Annotated in this window: 22 protein-coding genes; 10 read left to right on the forward strand and 12 right to left on the reverse strand. The window is 65.6% G+C overall.

Going from position 1 to position 22,884, the window contains the following annotated elements:
• Positions 1-28 precede the first annotated feature (28 nt).
• Positions 29-943 carry an oxygen-dependent coproporphyrinogen oxidase gene (gene hemF / locus BLS61_RS13320; RefSeq protein WP_090431567.1) on the reverse strand — a complete coding sequence of 305 codons (915 nt, stop codon included), beginning with the start codon at positions 941-943 and terminating at the stop codon, positions 29-31.
• 143 nt (positions 944-1,086) lie between these two features.
• On the opposite strand from hemF, the gene BLS61_RS13325 reads away from it, so the two are divergent.
• Entirely contained in the window at positions 1,087-2,064 is a 978-nt protein-coding gene (locus tag BLS61_RS13325; protein WP_090431569.1) for an NADPH:quinone reductase, read from the forward strand.
• Between the two features lie 138 nt (positions 2,065-2,202).
• Here BLS61_RS13325 and tsaC read toward each other — a convergent pair whose 3' ends face one another.
• The 3 genes from tsaC to BLS61_RS13340 form a co-directional block, all read right to left on the reverse strand.
• Positions 2,203-2,760: an L-threonylcarbamoyladenylate synthase type 1 TsaC gene (tsaC, locus tag BLS61_RS13330; protein ID WP_090431571.1), complete on the reverse strand. Its 558-nt coding sequence runs from the start codon at positions 2,758-2,760 to the stop codon at positions 2,203-2,205.
• A gap of 67 nt (positions 2,761-2,827) precedes the next feature.
• Positions 2,828-3,946 carry a DNA-processing protein DprA gene (gene dprA / locus BLS61_RS13335; RefSeq protein ID WP_090431574.1) on the reverse strand — a complete coding sequence of 373 codons (1,119 nt, stop codon included), beginning with the start codon at positions 3,944-3,946 and terminating at the stop codon, positions 2,828-2,830.
• Positions 3,947-4,027: 81 nt separating this feature from the next.
• Positions 4,028-5,065 carry a LysM peptidoglycan-binding domain-containing protein gene (locus tag BLS61_RS13340; protein WP_090431577.1) on the reverse strand — a complete coding sequence of 346 codons (1,038 nt, stop codon included), beginning with the start codon at positions 5,063-5,065 and terminating at the stop codon, positions 4,028-4,030.
• Positions 5,066-5,218: 153 nt separating this feature from the next.
• On the opposite strand from BLS61_RS13340, the gene def reads away from it, so the two are divergent.
• The 5 genes from def to BLS61_RS13365 all read left to right on the forward strand — a co-directional run bounded on the left by def (position 5,219) and on the right by BLS61_RS13365 (position 9,841).
• The gene (gene def / locus BLS61_RS13345; protein ID WP_003242326.1) at positions 5,219-5,725 is read left to right on the forward strand and encodes a peptide deformylase; all 507 of its coding nucleotides are present in this window, start codon (positions 5,219-5,221) and stop codon (positions 5,723-5,725) included.
• 45 nt (positions 5,726-5,770) lie between these two features.
• Positions 5,771-6,715, forward strand: coding sequence for a methionyl-tRNA formyltransferase (gene fmt / locus BLS61_RS13350; RefSeq protein ID WP_090431825.1), 945 nt, complete (start codon positions 5,771-5,773; stop codon positions 6,713-6,715).
• A complete protein-coding gene (rsmB, locus tag BLS61_RS13355; protein ID WP_090431579.1) occupies positions 6,712-8,025 on the forward strand; it encodes a 16S rRNA (cytosine(967)-C(5))-methyltransferase RsmB in 1,314 nt (437 codons plus the stop codon). Before fmt ends, rsmB begins: the two co-directional genes overlap by 4 nt.
• 11 nt (positions 8,026-8,036) lie before the next feature.
• On the forward strand, positions 8,037-9,410 hold the full coding sequence (gene trkA / locus BLS61_RS13360) for a Trk system potassium transporter TrkA (protein WP_024306187.1): 1,374 nt from the start codon (positions 8,037-8,039) through the stop codon (positions 9,408-9,410).
• A gap of 104 nt (positions 9,411-9,514) precedes the next feature.
• Positions 9,515-9,841 carry a tetratricopeptide repeat protein gene (locus tag BLS61_RS13365; protein ID WP_090431580.1) on the forward strand — a complete coding sequence of 109 codons (327 nt, stop codon included), beginning with the start codon at positions 9,515-9,517 and terminating at the stop codon, positions 9,839-9,841.
• A 154-nt stretch (positions 9,842-9,995) separates the two neighbouring features.
• On the opposite strand, the gene BLS61_RS13370 is transcribed toward BLS61_RS13365, so the two are convergent.
• From BLS61_RS13370 to BLS61_RS13405, 8 genes are all read right to left on the reverse strand, one after another.
• A complete protein-coding gene (locus BLS61_RS13370; RefSeq protein WP_090431582.1) occupies positions 9,996-10,646 on the reverse strand; it encodes a 7-cyano-7-deazaguanine/7-aminomethyl-7-deazaguanine transporter in 651 nt (216 codons plus the stop codon).
• 209 nt (positions 10,647-10,855) lie between these two features.
• Positions 10,856-11,347: a C40 family peptidase gene (locus tag BLS61_RS13375; RefSeq protein WP_394328143.1), complete on the reverse strand. Its 492-nt coding sequence runs from the start codon at positions 11,345-11,347 to the stop codon at positions 10,856-10,858.
• A 375-nt stretch (positions 11,348-11,722) separates the two neighbouring features.
• A complete protein-coding gene (locus BLS61_RS13380; RefSeq protein ID WP_394328144.1) occupies positions 11,723-12,976 on the reverse strand; it encodes a virulence factor family protein in 1,254 nt (417 codons plus the stop codon).
• Position 12,977: 1 nt separating this feature from the next.
• Entirely contained in the window at positions 12,978-15,614 is a 2,637-nt protein-coding gene (mprF, locus tag BLS61_RS13385) for a bifunctional lysylphosphatidylglycerol flippase/synthetase MprF (protein WP_090431586.1), read from the reverse strand.
• 120 nt (positions 15,615-15,734) lie between these two features.
• Positions 15,735-16,001: a PilZ domain-containing protein gene (locus BLS61_RS13390; protein ID WP_090431588.1), complete on the reverse strand. Its 267-nt coding sequence runs from the start codon at positions 15,999-16,001 to the stop codon at positions 15,735-15,737.
• Positions 16,002-16,126: 125 nt separating this feature from the next.
• A complete protein-coding gene (locus tag BLS61_RS13395; RefSeq protein ID WP_090431590.1) occupies positions 16,127-17,014 on the reverse strand; it encodes a lysophospholipid acyltransferase in 888 nt (295 codons plus the stop codon).
• Between the two features lie 55 nt (positions 17,015-17,069).
• Positions 17,070-17,678, reverse strand: coding sequence for a pyridoxamine 5'-phosphate oxidase family protein (locus tag BLS61_RS13400; RefSeq protein ID WP_090431592.1), 609 nt, complete (start codon positions 17,676-17,678; stop codon positions 17,070-17,072).
• Positions 17,675-18,229 carry a DNA-3-methyladenine glycosylase I gene (locus BLS61_RS13405; protein ID WP_024306179.1) on the reverse strand — a complete coding sequence of 185 codons (555 nt, stop codon included), beginning with the start codon at positions 18,227-18,229 and terminating at the stop codon, positions 17,675-17,677. Before BLS61_RS13405 ends, BLS61_RS13400 begins: the two co-directional genes overlap by 4 nt.
• A gap of 173 nt (positions 18,230-18,402) precedes the next feature.
• Here BLS61_RS13405 and glyQ point away from each other — a divergent pair, with 173 nt between their 5' ends.
• From glyQ to BLS61_RS13425, 4 genes are all read left to right on the forward strand, one after another.
• Entirely contained in the window at positions 18,403-19,395 is a 993-nt protein-coding gene (gene glyQ / locus BLS61_RS13410) for a glycine--tRNA ligase subunit alpha (RefSeq protein ID WP_090431594.1), read from the forward strand.
• Complete coding sequence (gene glyS / locus BLS61_RS13415) at positions 19,392-21,446, forward strand: glycine--tRNA ligase subunit beta (protein ID WP_090431596.1); 2,055 nt, start codon at positions 19,392-19,394, stop codon at positions 21,444-21,446. Before glyQ ends, glyS begins: the two co-directional genes overlap by 4 nt.
• Before the next feature lie 97 nt (positions 21,447-21,543).
• Positions 21,544-22,074: a D-glycero-beta-D-manno-heptose 1,7-bisphosphate 7-phosphatase gene (gene gmhB / locus BLS61_RS13420; RefSeq protein ID WP_090431599.1), complete on the forward strand. Its 531-nt coding sequence runs from the start codon at positions 21,544-21,546 to the stop codon at positions 22,072-22,074.
• A 13-nt stretch (positions 22,075-22,087) separates the two neighbouring features.
• Positions 22,088-22,855 (forward strand): lysophospholipid acyltransferase family protein, encoded by a 768-nt coding sequence (locus BLS61_RS13425; protein ID WP_090431601.1) that lies wholly within the window; start codon positions 22,088-22,090, stop codon positions 22,853-22,855.
• Positions 22,856-22,884 lie beyond the last annotated feature (29 nt).

A 22,884-nucleotide genomic window follows, 5' to 3' on the forward strand; every position in this document is an offset into this window, starting at 1 on the left:
CACCCTACGCAGGTTGCGTGTCCCGGAATCAGGCCCCCGAAAGCCAGTCACGATCTGTGAGGAAATATTCGGTCAGGCGCGCTTCCTCGCTACCCGGCTCTGGCTTCCAGTCGTAGCCCCAACGCACATGCGGCGGCAGCGACATGAGGATCGACTCGGTACGCCCGCCGGACTGCAGGCCGAACAGGGTGCCACGATCGAACACCAGGTTGAACTCCACGTAGCGGCCACGACGGAAGGCCTGGAACTCACGCTCGCGCTCGCCGAAGGGGGTCAGCTTGCGGCGCTGGACGATGGGCAGGTAAGCCTGGATGTAGGCATCACCGATGGCGCGCATGAAGGCGAAGCTGGTGTCGAAGTCCCACTCGTTGAGGTCGTCGAAGAACAGCCCGCCAATGCCACGCGGCTCGCCACGGTGCTTGAGGTGGAAGTAGCGGTCACACCAGGCCTTGAACTTGGGATAGACCTCGGCACCGAAGGGCGCGCAGGCGTCACGGGCGACCTGGTGCCAATGTACGCAGTCCTCTTCATTGGCGTAGTAGGGCGTGAGGTCGAAACCGCCGCCGAACCACCATACCGGCTCCTCGCCTGCCTTCTCGGCGCTGAAGAAGCGCACGTTGGCGTGCGAGGTCGGCACGTAGGGATTTTCCGGGTGGATCACCAGCGACACGCCAAGGGCCTGGAAGCCACGGCCGGCCAGCTCGGGGCGATGGGCGCTGGCCGACGGCGGCAGGCTGTCGCCGAACACGTGGGAAAAATTCACCCCGCCCTTTTCGATCAGCGCGCCGTTCTCGATCACCCGCGTGCGGCCGCCACCACCGGCCGGGCGCTGCCAGGCATCCTCACGGAACAGGGCCTGGCCATCCTCGGCTTCGAGGGCGGCGCAGATGCGATCTTGCAGGTCGAGCAGGTAGGCCTTCACGGCCTCGGTACGGTCAGTCACGGCGGCACCTTGAGCGGGAGCGAATCGAAATCGGCGGGCAGCATAGCATCCACGGCCGCGCCTTCGCAGTTGACGACGGTCGATCAGGGCGTTTGGATAGACCCTTTCGCCGCCCACGGCGGCTCACGCAGAAGGAATCCCAGATGGCCAAGCGAATCCAGTTCAGCCAGCACGGCGGCAGCGAGGTGCTGGAGTACCGTGACTACCAGCCGGCCGCTCCCGGCCCGCGCGAAGTGCGGGTGGCCAACCGCGCCATCGGCCTGAACTTCATCGACACCTATTTCCGCAGCGGTCTTTACCAGCCGCCGGCGCTGCCCTCGAGCCTGGGTACCGAAGGTGCCGGTGTGGTCGAGGCAGTCGGCAGCGAGGTCGACGGCCTCAAAGTGGGCGACCGCGTCGCTTACGCCACCGGCCCGCTCGGTGCCTACAGCGAGCTGCATGTGCTGCCCGCCGACAAGCTGGTGAAACTGCCGGACAGCATCAGCTTCGAACAGGCCGCCGCGGTGATGCTCAAGGGCCTGACGGTACAGTACCTGCTGCGCCAGACCTACGAGCTCAAGGGCGGCGAAACCATCCTGTTCCACGCAGCTGCCGGCGGCGTCGGCTCTTTCGCCTGCCAATGGGCCAAGGCGCTGGGCGTCAAGCTGATCGGCACCGTCAGCTCGGCGGAGAAGGCAGCGCGGGCCAAGGAGCAGGGCGCCTGGGCGACCATCGACTACAGCCACGAGAACGTGGTGCAGCGCGTGCTGGAGCTTACCGACGGAGCCAAGTGCCCGGTGGTCTACGATGGCGTCGGCAAGGACACCTGGGAAACCTCGCTGGACTGCGTGGCACCACGCGGCCTGCTGGTGAGTTTCGGCAATGCTTCGGGTGCGGTGACCGGCGTCAACCTGGGCATCCTCGCCCAGAAGGGCTCGCTGTATGTCACCCGCCCGACCCTGGCCGGCTACGCCACCAGCGCGCAACGCCTGCAGGCCATGGCCGATGAGCTGTTCGGCATGATCGCCAGCGGCCAGCTGCAGGTGGAAATCAGCAACCGCTACGCGCTGAAGGACGCCGCCGCCGCCCAGGATGCGCTGAGCTCGCGGCAGACCACCGGCTCGACCATCTTGCTGCCTTGACGGCGGCGGCGGCAGGCGGCAGGCGGCAGGCGGCAGGCGGATCAGCGTGATACGGTGAACCCAAGGCGAGAAGCGCTCCGACCGCTTCTCGCCCTGGCTTCAAGCCTGCAGCCTGCCGCTTGAAGCCTGCCGCCGCCCCTAGGACGGCCGAATCACATCGCCCGTGCGCAAATCGCGAATCAGGCTGGGATTCCTGCGCCCGCCCAACGCGCCGCCGAGCACCTTGTCCAGCTCGCCGGGAAAATACTGCTCGACGCGCAGACGCGAACGCGCAGCAGGGCGCCCGGCTGGATTGGCCGAGGTCGAAATCAGTGGCCCGGTCAGACGACAGAGCGCTTGCACCAGCGGATGAGCACTGACACGTAACGCCACGCTGTCGTGCGCGCCGGTGACCCATGCGGGCAGGCGGTCCTGGTGCGGCACCAGCCAGGTATTCGGGCCAGGCCAGCTGCCAGCCAGGCGCTCCTGCCAGACCTCCGGCAGCTCATCGAGGAGAAAGTCGAACTGGTCGATATCGTCGGCCACCAGAATCAGCCCCTTGTGCACGGGCCGCTCCTTGAGGGCCAGCAGGCGGTCCACGGCGGCTTCGTTCCAGGGGTCGCAGCCCAGGCCCCAGACCGCTTCGGTGGGATAGGCAATCACGCCACCGTCACGCACCACCCGCGCCGCTTGCCGTATCTGCCAGTTGCTGGCCATGGGTCGTCTCCCCGCCGTTGGAATGGGCGGCAGTCTATCCAAGCCAGACCACTGCGGCCATTACCCTTCATGGACAACGCGCCAGCCAGCGCCCGCCCTCGCAGCAGACCAGGCCGTCCAGCTCCAGTTCGGTCAGTGCCGCCAGCACCTGCGTGAGTGGCCAGCCGCTGCTGTGCGCCAGGGCCTCGCTGCTGTGAGGCGCTGCGTGCAGCAAGGTCAGCAAAGGATGCAGCTCGGCACGCGACTGCGCCGCTGGGGCTGGCTGGCCACCTGGTGTCTGCCAGCCGCGCAGGGCCTCGAGGATATGCTCGATGCTTTCCACCAATGTGGCGCCATCACGAATCAACTGATGACAGCCCCGCGCGCCCGGATGGTGGATCGAGCCGGGAATGGCGTACACCTCGCGACCCTGCTCGGCAGCCAGACGCGCGGTGATCAGCGAACCGCTGGAAGGACTGGCCTCGACGACCAGCACGCCCAGCGACAGACCACTGATGATCCTGTTACGCCGCGGGAAATTGCTCGCCTGCGGCGGACAATCCAGCGGCAATTCGGAAACCAGCGCGCCACCCTGCTCGATGATCCGTGCCGCCAGCCCCGCATGTCGCCGCGGGTACAGGCACTGCAGGCCGGTGCCCAGCACGGCGACGGTTTTGCCGCCCCCATCCAGTGCCCCCTGGTGCGCGGCGCCATCGATGCCCAGCGCCAGCCCGCTGGTGATGACGAAGCCGCCGGTGGCCAGACTGCGGGCAAAGGCCCGTGCGTTATCCAGGCCCGGCTGCGAGGCACGCCGGCTGCCGACCATGGCCAGTTGCGGCACCTCCAGTACGCCTGGCTCGCCGGCCACGAACAGCAGCGGCGGCGCATCGGCCAGCTCGGCCAGCAACGCCGGGTAGCGCGGATCGTCCCACATCAGCACATGCTGATCAGGCTCCTGCAGCCACTGCAGCGCAGCGCGTGCCCGTTCGCGGATTTCCGCACTGCGCCGTGGCTCGGCGCAGGCGGCGGGTAACCCCAGCGCACGCCAGGCGCTGGCCGGTGCACTGAGCGCAGCCGACGCGCTGTCGAAGGCACTCAGCAGCTTGCGAAAACGCCGCGGCCCCAGCTCCGGCAGCAGGTGCAGGCGCAGGCGTGCTTCGAGTTCGGCAGGAGAGATTGCAGAGGAAAACGAGGAGGAGGCTGACATGAGGATTCTTCCCTGATCGGTGGCGCCGCCATCCTGGCGACCGGAAAGCACGAGCCCCGCTATTGCGGGGCTCGTCGGGTATTACGGGTTGCGGACCTTGTCCATCACTGCCAGCTGCCGGCTGGCCTGCAGCACCAGGCCATAGCTGAGCTTGTCGTAGGTGCGGAACACCATCAGCAGGCCGGAGCGCTCATCCGGAATCTTCACGCTCTCGCCAGTGACGCGATCGCGGACGGTCTCGCCGGTCTTGTATACCGCCAGCACGTTGCCGATTTCCAGGCCGTCGCGCGCACCCTTGTTCAGGGTGACCACGTCGAACTGGCCGATCTGGCTTACACCACGCGGCACGTCGAGGATCAGACCGTTGATCTCGCCCGCCGGCTCGCTGGGCATGAAGGTGGAGTTGATCGCCCGCTCTTCGGTGGGGAACAGACGGTCACCGAGACGTACTTCCTGAGTCGAGCGCTTCAGCAGCAGGGTACCGACATCGCCTTCCTCGGCGACGATCTCGCCGGAACCGATGTCATCGGCGTTGATGCCGAGGAATTCCTTGGTTTCCGGGTCCACGTAGGTCTTGCCCTGACGGAAGATGCCGTAGGCCGGATGCTCTTCGTCGAACTGGCCGCGAGCGTAGACGCGGTCGCCGGCGCCACTGACCACGCGCTCGGCGTTGCCGGCGACAATGTAGGGCTTGCCATTGAACTCTTCCGGGGTATCGACGATGCGGTTGCTCAGCAGGAAGCTGTTGATCGCTTCCAGCGGGATGGTCGGGATCGCCTCGGCCATCGGCGTGCTGCGCACTTGCGGCGACAGCTTGATGGTGCCGCGCGACTCGCCGCGGTTGAGCATCAGGCGTGGCTGGCCGTCGACATAGACGAGATTGAGGGTATCACCGGGGTAGATCAGGTGCGGGTTGGCCACCTGCGGGTTGGCGTGCCAGATCTCCGGCCATTTCCACGGCTGGCGCAGGAACTTGCCGGAAATGTCCCAGAGGGTATCGCCCTTGACCACAGTGTAGCGGTCCGGGTGACCGTCCTTGAGTTGCACTTCGGCCTGAGCCAAGCTGGTCAGGGCCAGTCCGCCAGCTGCAAAGAGCAGGGCGAGTAGTGATTTCCTCATACGGTGAATCCCTTTATTATGTGCCTTCACGTGAAGCGCCCTAGCGCCGCGTGCCAAACCCGCTGATTACGCGGCGTGAAGCCGTTTTTCAATGCTGTTCATCATCTTAGCAGCGGATTTTGACTTTATTCCACAAGTGCATCACAAACGCATATGGCGATCCTGAATATCCTCGAATTTCCTGATCCACGCCTGCGTACCATCGCCAAACCGGTGGACGTCGTGGACGACTCCATCCGTCAGCTGGTCGACGACATGTTCGAGACCATGTATGACGCTCCGGGTATCGGCCTGGCAGCGACGCAGGTCAACGTGCACAAGCGCGTGGTGGTCATGGACCTGTCCGAGGACAAGTCCGAACCGCGGGTGTTCATCAACCCCGAGTTCGAATCGCTGACCGACGAGATGGACCAGTATCAGGAAGGCTGCCTGTCGGTGCCCGGCTTCTACGAGAACGTCGATCGCCCGCAGAAGGTCAAGATCAAGGCGCTGGACCGCGATGGCCAGCCCTTCGAACTGATCGCCGAAGGCCTGCTCGCCGTGTGCATCCAGCACGAGTGCGATCACCTCAACGGCAAGCTGTTCGTCGACTACCTGTCCAACCTCAAGCGCGACCGAATCAAGAAGAAGCTGGAAAAACAGCATCGCCAACGCGCTTGACCTCCGATTACCCGAAAGGCTTGCCACGGCAAGCCTTTTTCTTTGGTGACTGCTCCCATGCGTATCGTCTTTGCCGGCACCCCGGAATTCGCCGCCGAACATCTCAAGGCTCTGCTGGCCAGCCAGCACGACATCGTTGCCGTCTACACCCAGCCGGACCGCCCGGCGGGTCGTGGTCAGAAGCTGATGCCGAGCCCGGTCAAACAGCTCGCCGTCGAGCACGCTATACCCGTCTACCAGCCGGCCAGCCTGCGCAACGAAGAGGCCCAAGCCGAGCTGGCGGCGCTCAAGCCGGACCTGATGGTGGTGGTCGCCTACGGCCTGATCCTGCCGCAGGTGGTGCTCGACACGCCGCGCCTGGGCTGCATCAACAGCCACGCCTCCTTGCTGCCGCGCTGGCGCGGCGCGGCGCCGATCCAGCGCGCGGTACAGACTGGCGACCTTGAGTCCGGCGTCACCGTGATGCAGATGGAAGCGGGCCTGGACACCGGGCCGATGCTGCTCAAGGTCAGCACGCCGATCTCGGCGGAAGACACCGGCGGCAGCCTGCATGATCGTCTCGCCCGACTCGGCCCACAGGCCGTACTGCAGGCCATCGACGGCCTGGCCGCCGGCACCCTGATCGGCGAAGTGCAGGACGATGCGCTAGCCAACTACGCGCACAAGCTGAACAAGGACGAGGCGCGCCTCGACTTCAGTCGCCCGGCCGTCGAGCTGGAACGCCTGATCCGCGCCTTCCATCCCTGGCCGATCTGCCACACCACGCTGAACGGTGATGCGCTGAAAGTGCATGCCGCCGAGCTCGGTGAGGGCAAAGGTGCGCCGGGCACCATCCTCGCCGCGGACAAGAACGGCCTGACCGTGGCCTGTGGCGAAGGCGCGCTGCGCCTGACTCGCCTGCAGTTGCCCGGCGGCAAGCCGCTGGCCTTCAGCGATCTGTACAACAGCCGCCGCGAGCAGTTCGCGCCCGGCCTGGTGCTCGGTCAATGAATCCACGTCTGGCCGCGGCGCGTGCCCTGACCGCCGTGCTGTCCGGCAAGGCCTCGCTGGGCAGCAGCCTGCCGCCGCAACTGGACAAGGTCGAACACCACGACCGCGCCCTGGCGCAGGACCTGGCCTTCGGCGCCGCACGCTGGCAGCCGCGCCTGCAACTGCTGGCGGACAAGCTGCTGGAAAAGCCCTTCAAGGCCGCCGACAAGGATGTCGAGGCGCTGCTGCTGATCGGTCTCTACCAGTTGCTGCACAGCCGCATCCCCGAGCATGCCGCCATCGGCGAAACGGTCGGCTGCGCCGGCGCGCTGAAAAAGCCCTGGGCCAAGGGCCTGCTCAACGCCGTGTTGCGCCGCGCCCAACGCGAGCACGAAGCCCTTTTCGCAGCGCTGGATCGCGACCCGGTGCTGCACACCGCGCATCCACGCTGGCTACAGAAGACGCTCAAGGCGCACTGGCCCGAACACTGGCAGGCCATCTGCGCCGCCAATAACGCGCACCCGCCGCTGATCCTGCGGGTCAATCGCCGCCATGGCAGCCGCGACGCCTACCTCGAGGAGCTGCGCGGCGCCGGCTTTGCTGCCGAGCCCTGCACCTTCAGCCGCGACGGCGTGCGCCTGCTGCAGCCCTGCGACGTGACCGCATTGCCCGGCTTCAAGGAAGGCCGCGTCAGCGTGCAGGACGAGGCCGCGCAACTGGCCGCTGATCTGCTCGAGCTGGCACCCGGTCAACGGGTGCTGGACGCCTGCGCGGCGCCCGGTGGCAAAACCTGCCACCTGCTGGAAGCCGAACCGGCGCTGGCCGAAGTGGTGGCGGTGGATCTGGAAGAAAAGCGCCTGGCCCGTGTACGCGAGAATCTCCAGCGCCTCGGCCTGGAGGCGCGCCTGATCGCCGCCGACGGCCGTGCGACCAAGGTCTGGTGGGACGGCCAGCCGTTCCAGCGCATCCTGCTCGATGCGCCCTGTTCGGCCACCGGCGTGATCCGCCGCCACCCGGATATCAAACTGACGCGCAAGCCCGAGGACATTCCCGCCCTGGCGCAGTTGCAGGGTGAACTGCTCGATGCCCTGTGGCCGACCCTGGCGCCCGGCGGCATCCTGCTCTACGCCACCTGCTCGGTACTGCCGACGGAAAACAGCGACACCATCGCCGCCTTCCTCTCTCGCACCCCGGATGCGCAGGAGGTCGCCATCGACGGCGGCTTCGGCCTGCAACCGGCGCACGGTCGCCAGCTGCTGCCGCAGCTGGACGGCCACGACGGCTTCTACTATGCCAAGCTGATAAAGACCGCTGTGACCAGCCACAGCTAACGGAGCGATCAGTGAAAATCATCATTCTCGGCGCCGGCCAGGTAGGCGGCACCTTGGCGGAACACCTCGCCAGCGAGGCCAACGACATCACCGTGGTCGATACCGACGGCGACCGCCTGCGCGATCTGGGCGACCGCCTGGACATCCGCACCGTGCAGGGCAAGGGCTCCTTTCCCACCGTGCTGCGCCAGGCCGGCGCCGACGATGCCGACATGCTGGTGGCGGTGACCAACAGCGACGAAGTCAACATGATCGCCTGCCAGGTGGCCTACACCCTGTTCCACACCCCGACCAAGATCGCCCGGGTGCGCGAATCGGCCTACCTGACCCGCGAGGCCTTGTTCGACAACGAAGCGATCCCGGTCGACGTGCTGATCAGCCCCGAACAGGTGGTGACCAACTACATCAAGCGCCTGATCGAATATCCCGGCGCCCTGCAGGTGATCGACTTCGCCGAAGGCAAGGCGCAGCTGGTCGCGGTCAAGGCCTACTACGGCGGCCCGCTGGTGGGCCAGCAACTGCGCCAGCTGCGTCAGCACATGCCCAACGTCGACACCCGGGTGGCGGCCATCTTCCGCCGCAACCGGCCGATCATGCCGCAGGGCGACACGGTGATCGAAGCCGACGACGAGGTGTTCTTCATCGCCGCCAAGGCGCACATCCGCGCGGTGATGAGCGAGATGCGTCGTCTGGAAGACAGCTACAAGCGCGTGGTGATCGCTGGCGGCGGCAATATCGGCGAGCGTCTGGCCGAGGCCATCGAAAGCCGCTATCAGGTGAAGATCATCGAGATGAACCCGGCGCGCTGCCGCTACCTCTCGGAAAGTCTCGACAGCACCATCGTGCTGCAGGGCAGCGCCTCCGACCGCGACCTGCTGGTGGAAGAGAACATCAACGACGCCGACATCTTCCTTGCCCTGACCAACGACGACGAAGCCAACATCATGTCGTCCTTGCTGGCCAAGCGTCTCGGCGCGCGCAAGGTGATGACCATCATCAACAACCCGGCCTACGTCGACCTGGTGCAGGGTGGCGAGATCGACATCGCCATCAGCCCGCAGCTGGCCACCATCGGCACCCTGCTGACCCACGTGCGCCGCGGTGACATCGAAAGCGTGCACAGCCTGCGCCGCGGCGCCGCCGAAGCGCTGGAAGTGATCGCTCATGGCGATGCCAAATCGAGCAAGGTCATCGGCCGCATGATCGAGGAGATCGCCCTGCCGCCGAGCACCACCATCGGCGCCATCATCCGCGACGAACAGGTGCTGATCGCCCACGACGACACAGTCATCGAATCCGGCGACCACGTGATCCTGTTCCTGGTGGACAAGAAGTACATCCGCGACGTCGAGCGCCTGTTCCAGGCCGGCCTGACGTTCTTCTGAAGCTGGAGAAGGCGCATCTCGTAGGAGCGAGCTCTGCTCGCGAAGCTTTTAGCGCCTGAGATTCGCGAGCAGAGCTCGCTTCTACAATCGACACGAGAGGCTTCATGAGCAGCGAAGCACTGGAAAAGATGCTGGCCAAGGGCATGGACAACGCCCTGCTGCGCTTCGGCCTGGGCAAGGCCCATCTGGATGCCGGCAATGCTGCGCAGGCGGCCGAACACCTACAACGCTGCATCGAGTTCGACCCCAACTACTCTGCCGCCTGGAAACTGCTGGGCAAGGCGCTGCAGGCCGAAGGCGACACCGAGGCCGCACGCCAGGCCTGGCAGCAGGGCATCGCTGCCGCCCAGGCCAAGGGCGACAAGCAGGCCGAAAAGGAAATGAGCGTGTTTCTGCGCAAGCTGGACAAGCCGACGAGCAATCGCGGCTAAAGCCCCTCCCACACACTCAGCACTGCCCCCCGTGGGAGGCGCTTCAGCGGCGAGCTCTTTGCGGCCGACTCAGCAGCGTAGCCCGGATGCAATCCGGGAAAGTTTCTGCAGTCTGCCCCCGGATTACATCCGGGCTACGCATGTGCGATGCGACTCAGGCGGTGGCAGTACGCTGCGGCAACGCCCGCACGATGGCACTGAGCAGCATCCCGTACAGCGGCACGAAGAGCATCAGGCTGATGGCCAGCTTGATCACGTAGTCCACCGTGGCGATCTCCACCCAGTTGGCCGCCATGAACGGGTCGTCGCTGCGCCAGAACGCCACCGAGAAGAACAGGAAGGTATCGAGCAGGTTGCCGAAAATGGTCGAAGCGGTTGGCGCGACCCACCACTGACGCATCTTGCGCAGGCGGTCGAACACCTGGATATCGAGCATCTGGCCGAAGGCGTAAGCGAGGAAGCTGGCCACGGCGATGCGGAAGACGAACAGGTTGAATTCGCCCAACGCCGTCAGGCCGCCAAAGACGCCCTCGTGGAACAGCACCGACACCACATACGAGGCCACCAACGCCGGCAGCATGACGCGGGCGATCACCACCCGCGCGGCATGCTTGCCGATCAGACGGACGGTGAGGTCGGTGGCCAGGAAGATGAACGGGAAACTGAATGCGCCCCAGGTGGTATGCCAGCCGAACAGGGTGATCGGCAGCTGCACCAGGTAGTTGCTGGCGATGATGATGAGGATGTGAAAGGCGATCAGGCCGGCCAGCACGGGCCGACTGACCGACGCGGGAATCAGGGTCATGTCTGTGTCCTTTTTCATGAAGTGGGGTGAGGGAACCCACTGCCGCCGCCGACGTGGCCACGAGCGGCGCGCATTCTAGCGCTTTGTTGACCCGCGGGATAGTTTTTGTCGCAGCCCGCCCAGGCCGCCCGGATAAAAGGTCGCGCCTTCAGGTACTACCGTCGCGGACTGCGTTTGTCTGATCAGCTGGCGCTCGGAGGGGCTCGGCCTCAGGCCTCCGACACCACTCGCTTGGCCAGCTGGAAATGACGCTGCCAGTACGCGTCGTTGAGGCGATCGATACGCACCGTGGTGCCGCGGCGCGGCGCGTGAATGAAGCGCCCTTCGCCGATATAGATGGCGACGTGATCCACCGAACGGCTGCGGATGCGGAAGAACAGCAGATCGCCTGGCTGCAGCTCGCTGCGCTTCACCGAAGGCGCGTCCAGACGCGACAGCGCGCGGGAGGTGCGCGGTAGCTCGAGATCATCCTGGGTCTTGAAGGCATACTGCACCAGCCCGCTGCAGTCGAAGCCATGCCGCGGGCTGGAGCCGCCCCAGCGGTAGGGCGTGCCCAACGCGTTCATGGCACGATCGATCACTTCGCGAGCCGGCTCCGGCTGGTTTGCCTGCGCGGCAGCAGGAACGCTGTGGATACGGAAAGTGGCGGAGGCTTGGGTACAGATGCCCAGTAAAAGAGCGCCTCCCAGGCAACATGACATGAAAAACTTGTTCAAACCCACTGACCCTGGTCACTGGCCTTGGTGCGGAAACCGTTCCGAATCAAGGCATTGCATCGAAAACGAGCCTCCTGCCCGTCCCGGTGACGGACCGACGGGGAAAGGCTTTGGTTCATTTTGATGCACTGCGAGCCGACGAACGGTTTAGCCCTGATCGCAGCGGATAGGCGCCAGATAGCCTCCGTTTCCTCTCATAACGCTGCTCAGATAGCTGCCAAGGCAACCTTGCGCAGGAACCGCCTCCTCATACGCGGCCTCACCGCTCAACCGGCGGGCATGGCCTCCGCGTCCCGCTTCGTAGGAGCGGCTTTAGCCGCGATCTTTCGCGGATGACTCCGCTCCTACAAGAACGTGCGCTTAAGGCTGCTGCCGCGCCTTGATCGCTGCCAGCATCTTCTGCGCCAGCGCTGCGTAATCACCATCGAAGTGATGGCCGCCCTCGATCATCAGCTTCTCACCCGGCGCGCCGGCTTCGGTACAGCCGCTCTCGGCCACTTCCTCGCTGCCGTAGATGCAGTACACCTTGGCTGCCGGCACCTTGCGCAGTTCCGGTCCGGTCGGCGCCTCCGCGCCATCCTGGCCAAGCCAGCCACTGACGGCGATCTCGAAACTGCCGCTGCGGGCAAAGGCCAGCAGCAACATCGCGTCGACCTGCTGCTGATCACTGGCCGGCAGGCGATTGTAGATCGCCGGCAGCACATCGGCGCCGAAGGAGTAGCCGGCGAGCACGAAGCGTTGCACCTGCCACTTGTCGCGGTACTGCTGCATCAGCCGCGACAGATCGGCGGCGCTCTGCTCCGGGCTCTTGTGCTGCCAGTAGTAGCGCAGGGTGTCGATGCCCACCACCGGATAGCCGGCAGCGACCATGTACTCGGCCGAGGCGCGGTCGAGATCGCGCCAGCCACCATCGCCGGAATAGAACAGCGTCAGGGTTTCGGCCGGTTGCGCCGAGGGGTGTTCGATCACCGGCATCGCCGCGCCCTGGCCGGCAAGCAGGTGCTGCAGCTGATCGGCCAGCAGCGTTGGCAGCGGCGTGCCCAACGCGCCGATGCGCGGCTCGCCGTTTTGCTGCTCACGCAGGAAGCGGGCATTGTCATCACCCGGGTTGTCGTTCCACAGGGCGATCCAGTGACCGTGCTCTGCCTTTTGCGGCAGTGGCTCGGCGCAGTCCGGTGTTGCCAGGTCGAAGCCGACCGAAAGTGCCTGTGCCTGGTCATCCTGCTGCGCCGCCAGCCAGCGCCAGGCCGAGGTGGCTGCCGGGCCGATGCCGGCGACCAGGGTCGGCGCGCCGCCCAGCGCCTCGCTGGCCTGACTGATCAGTTGCCGCTGCGCCTTGCAGTCGCCAGGCGAGAAGGGCAGTTGCAACAGGCGCAGATCGCCAGCTTCGGCGAGACGGTGCAGCGTGGCTTCATCCAGCGCCTGCTCGGTCGGTGCGATCAGCAGCACACGCTGACGCGCCTCGCCCTGGCTGAGCAACTGCGCCGATTTACCCTGGATCTGCACTCTCTGCAAATGCACGACCGCGCCCATCGACCACCACCAGCCCGCCGCCCCCGCGGCCAGTGCCACGACCAGCAACAGCGCGCCCAGCCTCCTTGTCATCCTGCTCATCTCAGCGCCTCACCAGTCCACCCAGGCCACCGGCGATCAGCGCGGCGGTATCGGCCAATGCCACCCAGGGATCGAGCCCGGCCGGCACGGCCAGGTAGCGCGGCTCCCACTGCGGCAGGAACTTGTCCTTGAAGCGGCGCAGGCCCTGGAAGTTGTAGAAATTCTCGCCGCGGTCGAACACCAGCGCACCGAGGCGCAGGGGCAGCGGCGCCCCCTTGCGCGTCTGCAGGCCGGCCAGGGGAACCATGCCGAGGCTGAAGCGCGCGTAGCCCTCGCCCTGGAACTGCTGGATCAGGCCGAGCATGAGGAACTCCATGGTCGACTTCGGCGCATCCGGCAGCACGCGCATCAGGTCGAGGCTGGCCACGGCGCGCGTCTCGCATTCCAGCAGGTTGGCGAAGGCCACCGCACGACCTTCGAAACGCACCACCACGACGCGGAAGTGCGCCAGGTATTCGGGGCTGAAACGGCCCAGGGAAAAGCCCTTCTCGCGTACGTTCTTGCCCTGCAGCCAGGCATCGGAAATCGCCTGCAGCTCTTCCATCGGCACCTGGCCAGGGGCATGGAATTCCAGGCTCAGGCCGTCGCGCTGGCCACGATTCCAGGTGTAGCGCAGCGCCTTCATCTCCTTGCCGTTGCTGGCCAGGTCGAAGGTTTTCAGGTCCACCAGCGCCTCTTCGCCGAGCTTCAGCGCGGTCAGGCCGATGTCGATATAGCCGGGCAGATTCTCCGCGCGCACCTGATAGAAAACCGGCCGCGCATGGTGGCGGTCGCACAGGTCGCGAAACTGCCAGATCAGCTCGGCACGAGCAGTCGCCGGACCGATAGGGTCGAACAGCGCCACCAGGCTGCGCCCGCGACGGGCGTACATGAGGAAGGCTTCACCATCAGGGTGGAACAGCAGCGCCTTGTCGCCACTCAGTGCCAGGCCGCCCTCAGGCTGACGCGAGGCCTGGACGATGGCTCGCGCGCGCAGCAACGCGTCCCGGTCCGGCAGGCTGATACTCGGCGGTGTGGCGCGCAGCAGCCAGGTCAGGCCGACCGCCAGCAACACCAGGGCACTGCCCAGTGCCGCGCGCAGGCCACGCGGGGCATTAGCATCCAGTTCGAACTGCCACCACAGCTGATGGCTGTAGGCGACATCCTGATAGGCGAACAGCAGCAACCACACCGAAGCCGCGAGCACCCCGATCGTGGCCGCCAGCGCCAGGCCGGAGGCCGGCACCTCCATCAGCCGGCTGCGCCGATAGAACTCGCGGCGAAACAGCGCCAGCAGCCCGGCGACAATCGCCAGTGCCAGCGACTCCGGCCAGTCGAAGCCCTTGAGCAATGACAGCACCACCCCCAGGCAAAGCAGCACCAGCGTCAGTGCCCAGGCCGCCGACAGACGCCGGCGCAGCCCTTGCGCCAATAGCAGACAGAGCGTGCCCACCAGGCTGGCCGCCAGGTGCGAGGCGGCGATCAGTTGCGGTGGCATGAGAAAGCCAAGCGCCTGCAGATGCTCGTCCACTGTCGGCGTCACCCCGGAGAACAGCAGCACCGCGCCGGCGCAGAACACCAACAACGCCAGCAGCGGCGCCGCCATGCCGCTGGCCATGCGCGCCACCTGGCGCGGAAACCACAGGCGACGCGCTTCGGCAGCCAGCAGCAGGAGCCCGGCCGCCACCAGCGGCAGGATCACATAGAGCAGGCGGTAGAGCAGCATGGCGGCGACCAGCCCGGCCGGGTCGATACGCGAGGAAAAGGCCGCCAGCAACACCGCCTCGAACACCCCGACACCGCCCGGTACATGGCTCAGCACGCCGGCCGCCAGGGCCAGCATGTAGATCAGCACGAAGGACGAAAAAGGCGGCGCGTCGGGCAGCAGCAGATAGAGCACGCTGGCGGCGATCAGCACGTCGAGGCTGCTGATCAGCAGTTGCGTCAGGCTCATGCGCAGGCCCGGCAGACGCAGGCTGAAACGTCCCAGATCCACCTGCCAGCAGCCGGGCGCGGGGCGCTCGGCCAGGCGCTTGCGGCTGACCAGCAGCGCTACGCTCAGCGCCGTGGCCAACACGGCAACGGCCAGCCCTGCCAGCACGGGTTCGGACAAACGCAGCGCGGCCGAGGCATCTTCAAGGTCGAACAGTGCTGCCAATGCTGCGAGAATCGGCAGGCTGACGCCCAGCGACAGGCTGGCGAACAGGCTCATGCGCGCCACATCGCCCGCACCGAGGCCATTGCGCCCATACAGCCGATAGCGCACCGAACCGCCGGACAGCGCCGACAGGCCCACGGCATTGCCGATGGCGAACGCACAGAAGCCGCCCAGCGCCAGGGTCGGCGGCGGCAGCTGGACATTGGCGTAGCGGCTGGCCGACCACTCGTAGGCGAGCATCACCACGAAGCCCAGCACGGTGGCCAGCAGGGCGCCGAGCAGCGCCTGCGGCGGCACGGCCGCCAGGGATTCACGGACCTGATCCGGGTTGATCTCGCGCACCAGGTGCCAGCAGGCCACCAGGGCCAGACCGAACAGCAGCAGCGAGAGGCCAAGGCCGATCAGATGACGGTTGCGTTGCAGCCAGCCGGGTTGAGGAGAAGAAGGAAGATCTGGCGCGTCTGCGCCTTCAGCGGGAAGTTCGGGTACCGCTCGACTCATGTCGAAAACGCCTCTGATGGACGCCACCTCGGAGTGAGGTCTTGATCAGAGCACAGATGTAACAAAATGTTCCATGGATCCGAAACATTTATTGGCGAAGGTTGAACCGAGGCGAATCGCTCAGGCCTCGCCGAGAAACCGCAGGCCGGCGCCTTCGGCGTCCACGCGCATCACTTCCATCTTCAACACCGGGGCGGGGAAGGGCAGGTCCTGCACCTGGCCGGTGACCTCGGTGCCGACCGCCAGGGCGGTGATGTCCGGGTGCTTCACATAGACACCGCTATCGGACAGGTCACGGGTCTGTGCCAGCAGCTCACCAAAGCTGGGGTGGCTGATCTTGATCCGACACTTCATCGGGGTACGCACCTGCTGACGCTGGTTGGACATGACGGCTCCATGATTGGGCGAGCAATGTCGCCTTTAATAGCCTATTCGCGCGTTGGCGCCCAGCAGGTGGCAGAAAAAAGGCGCCATCGCGGCGCCTTACTTACATCTTGCTCAGTGACGGTAGGTCAGTACCACTTGGCCTCGCCGTCCGGGCGCTTCTTGAAGCGCTTCATGCTCCACATGTACTGGCTCGGGTAGTTACGCACGTAGCGCGACACCACCTCGCTCATCGCCGCCACGCCTTCTTCGACGTTCTCGCTGTACATGCCTTCGGGCGCCGCTTCGAGGATCACCTTGTAGCCGCTGCCATCCGGCAGACGCAGCGCATGCAGGAACACGCCGATCGCCTTGCCACCGGTAAGCATGCCGGGGACGAACTTGCTGGTCAGCGCGGTGGTGCCGAGGAAGGGTACGAATACGCCGGACGAACGGCTCGGTTCCGGGTCAGCCGGAATACCCACGGCGCCGCCCTTGCGCACTTCCTTGATGACGCTGAGGATGCCTTCCTTGGTCGACGGCGCGACGCGATTGCCCATCTGCACGCGCTGTTGCTGCAGCAGCTCGTCGACCGCCTTGAGCTTGGGCGGGCGATAGAAAATGATCGGTTTGCACTGGTTGCAGTAGAAGTGGTTGAGCACTTCCCAGTTGCCCAGGTGGCTGGTGATGCCGACCACGCCCTTGCCCGAGGCCAGGGCCTGCTGCAGCACCTCCAGGCCTTCCACCTCGCGAATCAGCTTGAGCGATTTCTGCGCCGGCCAGATCCAGGCGCACGCGCTCTCTGTCAGGGTCTTGCCGATGTCCTTGAGGCTCTGCCCGACCAGTTTGTCCAGCTCGGCCTGGTTAAGCTCGGGGAAACACTTGCTCAGGTTGATACGCACCACGTCGCGCGAGCCATTCGGCAGCTTCCACATCAGCCAGCCGATGGCATTGCCCACGGCCTGCACGGCGCGCCAGGGCAGCAGTGCGAACAGGCGCAGGAAACCCACCACCAGGGCGCCCTTGAGTTTTTCCACGACAGACTCCAACCGCTCACAAAAGCGCCAATTGTACCGTTGGGCGACCGCGCAGTCAGTAAAGGCTCGTCCGAAGCCGCTGTTGCAGGTCATGCTCGTAGGCTTCGACATCGAACTCGTCGTAGATGTGGCGAAAAATATCGCCGGCACTCGGCAGGCTGGCGCGTTCGACCTGACGCGAGACATCCCACAGCTCTGCGCGCAGCGCCGCCTTGGAGCACTGGAAGTAGCAGGTCTCTATATGGATGCGCAGCGCGCTGCGCGGCAGCTTGCCCTGGGCACGACCCAGCTCCAGCCACTCGGGATCGAGGGTGATTTCCGCCCGGCCATTGACTCGCAGGCTTTCGCCGACGCCCGGAATCAGAAACAACAATGCCACCTGCGGGTTCAGCACGATGTTGCGCAGGCTGTCGATGCGGTTGTTGCCGGGGCGATCCGGCAACAACAGGGTCTGGTCGTCGAGGATGTGCACGAAGCCCGGCGCATCACCCCGCGGCGAGCAGTCCAGGCCATCCGGGCCGGCGCTGGCCAGCACCACGAAGGGCGAAGCCTGGATCAGCGCGCGGTAGGGTTCGATCAGCCGCGGCAGTTCCTTGCGCCGCGAGCGCTCGTGGCTGTCGCCGTAAACGGCCTGCAGTTCCTCCAGGGTGGTGATGGCAGTCATGAGCCCTTCAGTTGCGCGTAGCGGTCGCAGTCGGTGGTGTGGTCCATCACCATACCCGTGGCCTGCATGAAGGCATAGCAGATGGTCGGCCCGACGAAGTTGAAGCCGGCCTTGCGCAACGCCTTGCTCATCGCCTCGGCCTCGGGCGTCACCGCCAGCATCTGGCTGCGGTCGCTGAAATGGTTGATCTTCGGCGCGCCACCCACAAACGACCAGAGCCAGGCTACCGGGTCTTCCAGCTTCAGCCAGGCCTGGGCGTTCTGGCGCACGGCCTTGAGCTTGAGGCGGTTGCGGATGATGCCGGGGTCCTGCATCAGCAATTCGATTTCTTCGTCAGTGAGGCGGGCCAGTCGCTGCGGATCGAAGCCGTGCAACACCTGCCGATAACGCTCGCGCTTTTTCAGCACGGTAATCCACGACAGGCCGGCCTGTGCGCCTTCGAGCAGCAGCATCTCGAATAGTTGCCGGGCATCGCGCTGCGGCACGCCCCATTCTTCGTCGTGGTAGGCCTGATACAGCGGATCGTCGGTACACCAGAAGCAACGGGGCATGTTGGAAAGCCTCGGTCAGGGGGCGAAGCGCTGACTATAGCGGCAAAGTAACTGTATATAAACACAGTTATTATCGGCGATGGACGATGCCTATGCGCCGTACCCTGCGGCCTGCGCCGAGTTTCGATATACTCCCCGGCTTTCCCTCGCAAGCCTCCACAGGTGATTTTTTCGTGAGCCAGAACAAGCCTGCCGTGCGCACCTTCCAGGACCTGATCCTGGCCCTGCAGAACTACTGGGCCGAGCAGGGCTGCGTGGTGCTGCAACCCTACGACATGGAAGTGGGCGCCGGTACCTTCCACACCGCGACCTTCCTGCGCGCCGTCGGCCCCGAGACCTGGAACGCCGCCTACGTGCAGCCTTCGCGCCGCCCGACCGACGGACGCTACGGCGAAAACCCCAACCGCCTGCAGCACTATTACCAGTTTCAGGTTGTCCTGAAGCCCAACCCGGAGAACTTCCAGGAGCTGTACCTGGGTTCGCTGAAGGCCATCGGCCTCGATCCGGAAGTGCACGACATTCGCTTCGTCGAGGACAACTGGGAATCGCCGACCCTCGGCGCCTGGGGCCTGGGCTGGGAAATCTGGCTCAACGGCATGGAAGTCACCCAGTTCACCTACTTCCAGCAGGTCGGCGGCATCGAGTGTTACCCGGTGACCGGCGAAATCACCTACGGCCTGGAGCGCCTGGCCATGTACCTGCAGGGCGTCGACTCGGTCTACGACCTGATCTGGACCGACGGCCCGTTCGGCACCGTGACCTACGGCGACGTGTTCCACCAGAACGAGGTGGAGCAGTCCACCTACAACTTCGAGCACGCCAACGTCGAGAAGCTGTTCGAGCTGTTCGATTTCTACGAGAGCGAAGCCAACCGCCTGATCGAACTGGAGCTGCCGCTGCCGACCTATGAGATGGTGCTCAAGGCCTCGCACACCTTCAACCTGCTCGACGCCCGCCGCGCCATCTCGGTGACCGCGCGCCAGCAGTACATCCTGCGCGTGCGTACCCTGGCCCGCGCGGTGGCGCAGAGCTACCTGCAGGCGCGCGCCAAGCTCGGCTTCCCCATGGCCACCCCCGAACTGCGTGACGAAGTACTGGCCAAGCTCAAGGATGCAGGCCTCCTGAAAGACGAAGTACTGGGCAACACCCTGGAGGCACAAGCATGAGTGCGAAAGATTTCCTGGTCGAACTGGGCACAGAAGAGCTGCCACCCAAAGCCCTGAAGAGCCTCGGTGACGCCTTCCTCGCCGGTATCGAGAAAGGCCTCAAGGCCGCCGGTCTGAACTACGCCAGCGCCCGCGCCTATGCCGCGCCCCGGCGCCTGGCCGTGCTGGTCGAGCAGCTCGAGGAGCAGCAGGCCGACCGCAGCATGAACCTCGACGGCCCGCCCATCCAGGCCGCCTTCGACGCCGACGGCAATCCGACTCAGGCCGCCCTCGGCTTCGCCCGCAAGTGCGGTGTGGACATCGCCGAGATCGACCGCAGCGGCGCGAAACTGCGCTTCGCCCAGCACATCCCCGGCCAGCCGGCGGTGAACCTGCTGCCGACCATCGTGCAGGACTCGCTGAACGACCTGCCGATTCCCAAGCGCATGCGCTGGGCCGCCCGTCGCGACGAGTTCGTGCGTCCGACCCAGTGGCTGGTGATGCTGTTCGGCGACGCCGTCGTCGACTGCGAAATCCTCACCCAGAAGGCCGGCCGCGTGTCCCGTGGTCACCGCTTCCACGCCAACCGCGACGTGCGCATCAGCAGCCCGGCCAGCTATGCCGAGGATCTGCGCAGCGCCTATGTGCTGGCCGACTTCGCCGAACGTCGCGCGATCATCAGCCGCCGCGTCGACGAGCTGGCTGCCGCCGAGCAGGGCTCGGCCATCGTGCCGCCGGCGCTGCTGGATGAAGTTACCGCCCTGGTCGAATGGCCGGTGCCGCTGGTCTGCTCGTTCGAGGAGCGCTTCCTCGAGGTGCCGCAGGAGGCGCTGATCAGCACCATGCAGGACAACCAGAAGTACTTCTGCCTGCTCGATGCCAACGGCAAGCTGCTGCCGCGCTTCATCACCGTGGCGAACATCGAAAGCAAGGACCCGGCGCAGATCGTCTCGGGTAACGAGAAAGTGGTGCGCCCGCGCCTGACCGATGCCGAGTTCTTCTTCAAGCAGGACAAGAAGCAGAAGCTTGAAGGCTTCAACCAGCGCCTGGCCAACGTGGTGTTCCAGGCCCAGCTCGGTTCGGTATTCGACAAGGCCCAACGGGTGTCGGCGCTCGCCGGCTTCATCGCCCGCGAAGTCGGTGGCGACGCCCAGCGCGCGGCCCGCGCCGGTCTGCTGTCCAAGTGCGACCTGGCCACCGAGATGGTCGGCGAATTCCCCGAGATGCAGGGCATCGCCGGTTACTACTACGCGCTCAACGATGGTGAGCCGGAAGATGTCGCCCTGGCCCTGAACGAGCAGTACATGCCGCGCGGTGCCGGCGCCGAACTGCCAAGCACCCTGACCGGTGCCGCCGTGGCCGTGGCCGACAAGCTCGACACCCTGGTCGGCATCTTCGGCATCGGCATGCTGCCGACCGGCTCGAAGGACCCCTACGCCCTGCGCCGCGCCGCCCTCGGCGTGCTGCGCATCCTGATCGAGAAGGGCCTGGATCTGGACCTGGCCGCCGCGGTCGACTTCGCCGTCGCCCAGTACGCTGGCAAGATCAAGGCCGCAGGTCTGTCCGCCCAGGTGCTGGAGTTCATCTTCGACCGCCTGCGCGCACGCTACGAGGACGAAGGCATCGAAGTGGCCGTGTACCAGGCCGTGCGCGCGGTCAATCCGACCTCGCCACTGGACTTCGACCAGCGCGTTCAGGCCGTGCAGACCTTCCGCAAGCTGCCGCAGGCCGAAGCCCTGGCCGCCGCCAACAAGCGCGTGTCGAACCTGCTGAGCAAGGCCGAAGGCGGTGTCGCCGCCCAGGTCGAAGCGCACTACTTCGACAACCCCAGCGAGTTCGCCCTGCACGCTGCCATCCAGCAGGCCGACCACGCGGTGCAGCCGCTAGCCGCTGCGCGTCAGTACAGCGAGGCCCTGGCCAAGCTGGCCAGCCTGCGCGAGCCGGTGGACGCCTTCTTCGAGGCGGTGCTGGTCAACGCCGAGGACGCGCGCGTGCGCGCCAACCGTTACGCCCTGCTGGCCCGTCTGCGCGGGCTGTTCCTCGGCGTGGCGGATATCTCGGTGCTGGGCTGATGGAAAATAGGTAGGAGCGAGCTCTGCTCGCGAACCAAGCACATAAAAGCTTCGCGAGCAGAGCTCGCTCCTACCCCCAGTATCTGAAACGGCTCCCATGAATCTGATCATTCTCGACCGCGACGGTGTCATCAACCAAGACTCCGACGCCTATATCAAGACGCTCGACGAGTGGATTCCGATCCCGTCGTCGATCGCCGCCATCGCACGCCTGTCCAAGGCCGGCTGGACAGTGGCCGTGGCCACCAACCAGTCCGGCATCGCCCGTGGCTATTACGACCTGGCGACCCTGGAGTCGATGCACGCGCGTCTGCGCGAGCTGGTGGCCGAGCAGGGCGGCGAAGTCGGGCTGATCGTTCACTGCCCGCACGGGCCGGACGACGGCTGTGACTGCCGCAAGCCGAAACCGGGCATGCTCAAACAGATCGCCGCGCATTACGCCACGGATCTGACAGGAATCTGGTTCGTCGGCGATACCAGCGGTGACCTGCAGGCCGCGCTGGCCGTCGATTGTCAGCCTGTGCTGGTGAAAACCGGCAAGGGCGAACGTACCCTGGCCAAGCCATTGCCGCCAGGAACCCTGGTATTCGACGATCTGGCGGCCGTCGCCGATCGACTGCTCTCATAAGGTGCGAAGCTTCATGGCGATCCTGCAGGCTTTCAGAGTCACGCTTTTCTACCTGCTGTTGTCGTCCAGCTCGTTCTTCTGGTGCCTGATCAGCCTGGTGGTCGCGCCTTTTCTGCCGTTTCGCCAACGCTACCGCTTCGTCGTTCAGGCCTGGTGCAGCTGCGCCGTGTGGCTGGCCCGGGTTATCGTCGGCATCCGCTATGAGGTGCGCGGCGTGGAGAACATCCCCGAGCGCCCCTGCGTGATTCTCGCCAACCATCAGAGCACCTGGGAAACCTTCTTCCTTTCCTCCTACTTCGAGCCGCTCAGCCAGGTGGTCAAGCGCGAGCTGCTGCGCGTGCCGTTCTTCGGCTGGGGCATGGCGTTGCTCAAGCCCATCGCCATCGACCGCAGTAATCCCAAGGCGGCGCTCAAGCAACTGGCCAAGCAGGGCGACGAACGCCTCAAGCAGGGCGCCTGGGTGCTGGTATTCCCCGAAGGCACGCGCATTCCGCCGGGGCAGATCGGCAAGTTCTCCCGCGGCGGTACGTCCCTGGCAGTGAATGCCGGCCTGCCGGTGCTGCCCATTGCGCACAATGCCGGCGAGTTCTGGCCGAAGGCGGGCTGGGGCAAGCGCTCGGGCACCATTCAGGTAATCATCGGCGCGCCGATGTATGCCGAAGGCGAGGGCCCACGCGCCATCGCCGAACTCAACGAGCGCGCCTTCCAGTGGGTCTGCCAGCAGCAGACCGAACTGCGCGGTGAAGAGCCGCAGCTGAGCCGCCTGGGTGAGCCAGCCTGATCTGTGGATAAGCTGTGCAGGAAATACCG

The organism is Ectopseudomonas guguanensis, assembly GCF_900104265.1.
Classification (GTDB): Bacteria; Pseudomonadota; Gammaproteobacteria; order Pseudomonadales; family Pseudomonadaceae; genus Aquipseudomonas; species Aquipseudomonas guguanensis.

Bases quoted from the DNA above. Each gene is read 5' to 3' on its own strand.
- BLS61_RS13325 (WP_090431569.1), top strand. From the start codon at position 1,087: ATGGCCAAGCGAATCCAGTTCAGCCAGCACGGCGGCAGCGAGGTGCTG.
- tsaC (WP_090431571.1), bottom strand. From the start codon at position 2,760: ATGGCCAGCAACTGGCAGATACGGCAAGCGGCGCGGGTGGTGCGTGAC.
- dprA (WP_090431574.1), bottom strand. From the start codon at position 3,946: ATGTCAGCCTCCTCCTCGTTTTCCTCTGCAATCTCTCCTGCCGAACTC.
- BLS61_RS13340 (WP_090431577.1), bottom strand. From the start codon at position 5,065: ATGAGGAAATCACTACTCGCCCTGCTCTTTGCAGCTGGCGGACTGGCC.
- def (WP_003242326.1), top strand. From the start codon at position 5,219: ATGGCGATCCTGAATATCCTCGAATTTCCTGATCCACGCCTGCGTACC.
- rsmB (WP_090431579.1), top strand. From the start codon at position 6,712: ATGAATCCACGTCTGGCCGCGGCGCGTGCCCTGACCGCCGTGCTGTCC.
- BLS61_RS13365 (WP_090431580.1), top strand. From the start codon at position 9,515: ATGAGCAGCGAAGCACTGGAAAAGATGCTGGCCAAGGGCATGGACAAC.
- BLS61_RS13370 (WP_090431582.1), bottom strand. From the start codon at position 10,646: ATGACCCTGATTCCCGCGTCGGTCAGTCGGCCCGTGCTGGCCGGCCTG.
- BLS61_RS13375 (WP_394328143.1), bottom strand. From the start codon at position 11,347: ATGTCATGTTGCCTGGGAGGCGCTCTTTTACTGGGCATCTGTACCCAA.
- BLS61_RS13380 (WP_394328144.1), bottom strand. From the start codon at position 12,976: ATGAGCAGGATGACAAGGAGGCTGGGCGCGCTGTTGCTGGTCGTGGCA.
- mprF (WP_090431586.1), bottom strand. From the start codon at position 15,614: ATGAGTCGAGCGGTACCCGAACTTCCCGCTGAAGGCGCAGACGCGCCA.
- BLS61_RS13390 (WP_090431588.1), bottom strand. From the start codon at position 16,001: ATGTCCAACCAGCGTCAGCAGGTGCGTACCCCGATGAAGTGTCGGATC.
- BLS61_RS13400 (WP_090431592.1), bottom strand. From the start codon at position 17,678: ATGACTGCCATCACCACCCTGGAGGAACTGCAGGCCGTTTACGGCGAC.
- BLS61_RS13405 (WP_024306179.1), bottom strand. From the start codon at position 18,229: ATGCCCCGTTGCTTCTGGTGTACCGACGATCCGCTGTATCAGGCCTAC.
- glyS (WP_090431596.1), top strand. From the start codon at position 19,392: ATGAGTGCGAAAGATTTCCTGGTCGAACTGGGCACAGAAGAGCTGCCA.
- gmhB (WP_090431599.1), top strand. From the start codon at position 21,544: ATGAATCTGATCATTCTCGACCGCGACGGTGTCATCAACCAAGACTCC.
- BLS61_RS13425 (WP_090431601.1), top strand. From the start codon at position 22,088: ATGGCGATCCTGCAGGCTTTCAGAGTCACGCTTTTCTACCTGCTGTTG.